This is a genomic window from Moorena sp. SIO4A5 (assembly GCF_010672005.1).
In the GTDB taxonomy this organism is placed as follows: Bacteria; Cyanobacteriota; Cyanobacteriia; order Cyanobacteriales; family Coleofasciculaceae; genus Moorena.
Window position 1 is genome coordinate 1 of sequence record NZ_JAAHHZ010000357.1, and the last position, 4,803, is coordinate 4,803.

The 4,803-nt window shown below is 40.5% G+C and carries 4 protein-coding genes and 1 pseudogene; 1 reads left to right on the top strand and 4 read right to left on the bottom strand.

Annotation, left to right across the window (positions count from 1 at the left end):
* Positions 1 to 235: 235 nt before the first annotated feature.
* The 4 genes and pseudogenes from F6K57_RS36930 to F6K57_RS36945 form a co-directional block, all read right to left on the bottom strand.
* The gene (locus tag F6K57_RS36930; protein WP_293073244.1) at positions 236 to 1,336 is read right to left on the bottom strand and encodes a reverse transcriptase domain-containing protein; all 1,101 of its coding nucleotides are present in this window, start codon (positions 1,334 to 1,336) and stop codon (positions 236 to 238) included.
* Positions 1,337 to 1,644: 308 nt separating this feature from the next.
* Positions 1,645 to 1,950 (bottom strand): hypothetical protein, encoded by a 306-nt coding sequence (locus F6K57_RS36935; RefSeq protein WP_198954003.1) that lies wholly within the window; start codon positions 1,948 to 1,950, stop codon positions 1,645 to 1,647.
* Between the two features lie 628 nt (positions 1,951 to 2,578).
* Positions 2,579 to 2,734, bottom strand: a pseudogene (locus tag F6K57_RS36940) (reverse transcriptase domain-containing protein); the annotation flags it as partial.
* 26 nt (positions 2,735 to 2,760) lie between these two features.
* A complete protein-coding gene (locus tag F6K57_RS36945; protein WP_293073248.1) occupies positions 2,761 to 3,810 on the bottom strand; it encodes an IS630 family transposase in 1,050 nt (349 codons plus the stop codon).
* 101 nt (positions 3,811 to 3,911) lie between these two features.
* Between F6K57_RS36945 and F6K57_RS36950 the strand changes: the two genes are divergently transcribed.
* The coding region (locus F6K57_RS36950) for a tetratricopeptide repeat protein (protein WP_293073246.1) at positions 3,912 to 4,803 on the top strand (892 nt) is incomplete at its 3' end.

Sequence of the window (4,803 nt, forward strand, 5' to 3'; positions counted from 1 at the left end):
TGACTTGCTCCGAGTTACTTAGGAGTTTGATAGCTCGTTTCCCTGTTCCGTGCATACTCTGTGTAAAATTCATCCCACGCTCATCCTTACGGATTGAGACGTGGGGCTTCTTTTACCGGACAGCTAAAAGCTTTCCCTTATTAAACTAAGCCAGTGAGTCACCCCACTGACTCGTCTTCAGAACCGTACGTGACAATGCACGCATCATACGGCTCCTCATCAAACGGAACCATTGTCATTGGTACCTCATTAACGGGTTTTCATCTAACTCTAAGGCGTTGACTTTTGTCCCGTGTTTGGCATCGTGGCAATGAAGGTGTAGTAATTCCAGATTTTCATCTTTGTTAGTTCCACCATTAGCGCGTGGTAAGATGTGATGCATTTCCAATTTGTCTCCATCCCTAAAGGTAAGACCACAGTGGGAGCATTTCCCTTTTTGCCTTTTCAAAAGTTTTGCCTTCTGAATGGTATTTTCGGGATGTTTACCCATTCTGAGACTCCAGTAGATTAAATCGCCATCGTAGGGACTTCTGGTTTCTTTGACTTTTCTGTGCCGAACAATAGGTGTTTTGGCATGTTTGGGCAAGTAATTATCTTTCCCGGTCATGAACATCCAGTTGTCTTTCCCGATGGTTCCCCAATATTTCTTGATTACCCAGGATTTCGATTTCTTGGGATGCCTCCTATATCCCCATCTTCGGAGTTTTTTCCATAGCATATGCCCTAATGTATTGAAGGTTTCCTTACTACAGACTGAACTATAGTAATTACACCATCCTCTTATAATGGGTTTTAGTCGGCTGATTAGAGCCGTCTGCGGGGCAGCTCTGTATTGGTCGATAACTTTGGCGAGCTGCCTGTAATGCTCTAGAACTTTTTCCAATGATGGTTTGATGATGGTCTTAAAACCTTGTTTTGACTGGTTTTTACCAACCTGATATTGACGGATATTGAATCCGAGGAAGTCAAATCCTTCAAATGTATGGGTAATCCTGGTCTTACTTGATTTTAATTCCAAACCCATGTCATTCAACCATATATTGATGATTCTTTGACATTCTTTTACCACGTAATGGTCTTTATGCATTATGACAAAGTCATCTGCATATCGGACTAAATTTAATGCATTCCTATTCTTGGATTTACTTCCCTTCATAGTTTCTGCGAATTGTTTAATCCTTTTTTCCATGCCGTGAAGAGCTATATTTGCCAGAAGGGGAGATATGACTCCGCCTTGTGGAGTGCCCTCTTCTGTAGGTGAGAATGTCCCATTATCCATCACACCAGCTTTTAACCAAGACTTGATTAATCGTCTTAAGGATGGATAAGTATTCAATTTTGTCAGAAGTGCATTATCTCACATCTTGCACCAAGAAATGTTGATATCAATTCCCTGTGCAAGGAGCAGAGGTTGCAATCGGAGGATATCAGTTAATAGTATGCAGACAACAAGCTGAGGGAGGATAGAGTGGAGAGCTTTTTCAGCTACTTGCCCCCAATCGGGCAAGGTGGTTGAATCAGTAGAAAGATAAGCCCAGTGTGCCAATAGGTAGGCTATCATTGATAAAATTAGCCAACGGTACATCCCTAGTTTGGTTTGCGCAAGCTAGCGATGCAGTCGCTTAACGATGCTTAGCAGCTCTTTTACCAGCCCTCAATAGGCCACCTGCGCTTGCCCCACCAGTTGATAGTGCTGGCTTTCATAGGTAATGTAGAGAGGACAAAGCGCTTCTTCCATTTGCCGTCACGCTTGAGATAGAACCAAGAAATGGAAACAACTTTGGGTTTGCCCTCAAGCCGAACTTGTTGCCCTCGCTTGTAGAGACTAGATAGTTGGCGTCCATCAACCAGTTTACGGTCACGGCGGACTCCAACCACAGCGTGATATCTGAGCTTGCGGATGCCTCGCCAAAATTCTACACTACAGAAAGCGGTATCTGCTAATACCATCACCAGCAAAGCGATGAGTTAAGGTTTTAGGCAATAGTCGTACCAACCGCAAACCTAGTTGTGCTTGTGTTGTTGTGCCATAACCGCCGAAAGACTCGGAAATTCCAAGGCCACCGCCGATACCACCACCAGGTACAGCACGACCAGGTGCAATCGAAGTTTGCGATTGAAAACACTGATGAGGGACTCATTTGCTTTGAACTTTCCTCGTAACTCTTAGCTAGTCAAGTCAATAATTACCTGCAAACATGGTCTTCGTCATGCAAGGTTTGTAGGATAGCAGTTCGGCTATAACTCCTTGTCGCACCTGTCGAATCATTTCACGGGTTGACCAATGGTATTCATTGAGAAATCGACAATTGGCGCTAGCAGAAATGACCTTGACAATATTCTGGCAGTGGATGTCCTATAGCTTGTAAAAACAATCCTAGTAACGGGCTGTTTGCTATCCCGTTGGTAGGCACTCGGCATCAATCCGAGTAGGGTATACACGCTCGCTTTGGGCGTGGGCAAGAATTGAAACCAAAGTTCAAGCTATCTATTGTTTCTATTGTTTGCACGCCCTTTTCTCTCATCTGTGCCTACTGCTTGGCAAGTGGTTCATTTGTACTAGTGCAAGAGGTGAGTTATGGTTGATTTTATCGAAACATTTGGCAATGTCGGCATCTAGTACCCATTTAGGTTTTTGGTTGATGCCTGTGAATATTGCTTCAATCGCATCGTGACAGGAGCGTCCTGGTCTGAATCCGTATGAATTGGGTTCAAAGCGTGCTTCCCATTCAGGTTAAACATGCCTGTTTAGTTAAGCACCTAAACAAAATTAATTACATATTCTTTTCCAAAATTGTCAAGCACTTTTTTGAGATATTTAAGAAAGCTTTTCCAGTTTTCGTAAGCATCAATTTCAATCCACTCATACTTAATAAATTTCCAGAAAATTTCAATTAAGTTGTGCTTGGGTGAGTAAGTAGGTAACCAAAATATATCTAAATTATTACCTTGCCATTCTTCTAATTTTTCTAGGATTTTATTGCTTGTGTGTATTGAAGCTTGAGCCATTACTACTACAGTTAATTTATCGAATTTTTTACTAAAACTATCTAAAAAATTAATCCCGATTTCACTATCAATTGAGCCGTGATGTATTTCGTAATCTAATTGATTTTCACATCCCATTAATCCGAGAACATTAATTCTTTTGCTTTGGGAACTATTAAGAGTTATTCTTTTTAATTTTTCTTGCCATCCATAAGGAATATCTGGCTTCAAAGAGAATCCACTTTCATCTAAATATCTTAATTCAATTTCTCCTTTTTTAGCTTGCTCTTTTAGCTCTTTTAGTCTGGGTATTTTTACCTCTAGCTCCCAGTCATCAGGGGTTTTACTCGTTCCTCTCTTCATTCTTTTCCATTTCATGTTCAACTTTTTTATGGTTCTTTTTATAGTTTCCTTACTGACATCTATTTTCCACTCTTTATTGATTTTAATTTTAACTTTGCGGTGCGACCCCGGTCGGGTTCCCCGACCTAGGGAATGCGCACCAAGAGAGTTTAGGCTTTTTGGTTCAGATTTTACCCACTCCTTTACTTGTTGCTTTTGTTCCTGATTTAACTTAGGTTTTCTGCCCCTACCTTTTTGATTATATATTCCTATTATTTTTTGATATTCCCATTTAGTTAACCAGTTATATATAGTTTTTCGAGTAACTCCAAATAATGAACTTAATTCATTGATAGAAAACTTTTTATAACTCAACAATATACAGTTAGCTCGGTCTCTCACTTGAGGATATTTACTTTGCCAACTTATTCTTTCCAACAGTTTTTTAGTTTCGGTATTTAATTCTCTAATGAATCTCAGATAACTACCCATTTTCAGTTATTTCATATAATTATATCTTATTATGTCAAAAATAGGTAATTAATTTTGTGCACCTGCTTATAGAAGCATTCCAACTAGCTTTGGAAGTTTGCACCAAATCAGACTTCCCAAAAGATTGGGCAAACACTCAAATCCTCTTGGGCATTGCCTACAGAAACAGAATCAATGGAGATGAAGCTGAGAATTTTGAAAAAGCCATAGAAGCAGACCAACTAGGATTAGAAGTTATCACCAAAGAACACTTACCCGAATATTGGGCAAGCATTCAAGATAGCCTGGGTGATGCCTACAGAAACAGAATCCGTGGAGATAAAGCTGAGAATTTTGAAAAAGCTATTGAAGCATACCAACTAGCATTGTCAGTTGATACCAAATCAGACTTCCCCGAAGATTGGGCAAACACTCAAATCCACCTGGGTGATGCCTACAGAGAAAGAATCCGTGGAGATAAAGCTGAGAATTTTGAAAAAGCTATAGAAGCATTCCAACTAGCATTAGAAGTTCGCACCAAATCAGACTTCCCCCAAGATTGGGCAAGGATTCAAAATAATCTGGGCTATGCCTACTTTTACAGAATCGGTGGAGATAAGGCAGATAATCTAGAACTTGCTATAGAAGCATTCCAACTAGGATTAGAAGTTTGCACTAAAGAAGACTTCCCCAAAAAGTGGGCAGCCATTCAATCTCTCCTGGGGTATGCTTACAGAGAAAGAATCCGTGGAGATAAGGCTGATAATCTAGAACTTGCCATTGCTGTATACCAACTAGCTTTGGAAGTTAGTACCAAAGAACACTTCCCCGAAGAGTGGGCAAACACTCAAGATAACCTGGGGGATGCCTACAGAAATAGAATCCGTGGAGATAAGGCTGATAATATAGAACTTGCCATTGCTACATACCAACTAGCATTGTCAGTTGATACCAAATCAGACTTCCCCGAAGAGTGGGCAACAACTCAAAATAACCTGGGGG

Excerpts from the sequence above, each read along its gene's own strand:
- F6K57_RS36935 (WP_198954003.1), bottom strand. The coding sequence starts at position 1,950 with ATGGTATTAGCAGATACCGCTTTCTGTAGTGTAGAATTTTGGCGAGGC.